The organism is Devosia psychrophila (assembly GCF_000971275.1).
GTDB lineage: Bacteria > Pseudomonadota > Alphaproteobacteria > Rhizobiales > Devosiaceae > Devosia > Devosia psychrophila.
Window position 1 is genome coordinate 1 of the sequence record NZ_LAPV01000110.1, and the last position, 743, is coordinate 743.

The following is a 743-nucleotide window of genomic DNA, read 5'->3' on the forward strand; positions in this document are numbered from 1 at the left end:
CGACAAGACCGGTACGCTGACCATGGGTCAGCCAAAGGTCGTCGAAGTCATCCCCGCCCCGGGTGTGGCGGCCGACGATCTCCTGCGGGTCGCGGCCGCGGTCGATCAAGGGTCGGATCATCCGCTGGCCGTCGCCATCGTCGAACGGGCCAAGGACCTGGACATCCCCAAGGTCTCCGGGTTTCTCAACATCGAGGGCAAGGGCGCCAGCGCCGCCATCGACGGCGATCCGGTCTTCTTGGGCAACCGTCGCCTCATGGATGAGCAGAAAATCGATCTCCTAGCGCTCGGAGAGAAGGCCGAAGCGCTCAAGGGCGAAGGCCGCACCGTTATTCACGTGGCCCGATCCGGCAAGCTTCTCGGGCTCATCGCCATTGCCGACGCGCCGCGCCCCACGGCGATCGCAACGATCAAGAAACTGCACGAGCAGGGCGTGCGCGTCGCCATGCTCACTGGCGACAATGCCGGTACCGCCAAGCGCATCGCCGATCTGCTTGGCATCGACATCGTTTTGGCCGATGTCCTGCCAGGACAGAAAGCCGAAAAGATAAAGGAGCTACAGGCCCAGGGCCTCAAGGTCGGGATGGTCGGCGACGGCGTCAATGATGCGCCAGCCCTGACCCAGGCCGATGTCGGTTTTGCGATTGGCGCGGGTACCGACGTCGCCATCGAGAGCGCCGACATCGTGCTGATGAAAAGCGATCCCTATGATGTGGTGGGCGCGATGACCCTCTCGCCTTCAA

General features: G+C 63.7%; 1 protein-coding gene. It reads left to right on the plus strand.

Annotated features, from left to right (window positions below):
- Nucleotides 1-743: HAD-IC family P-type ATPase (locus tag WH91_RS10335; RefSeq protein WP_046170938.1), on the plus strand; the 743-nt coding region annotated here is incomplete at both ends.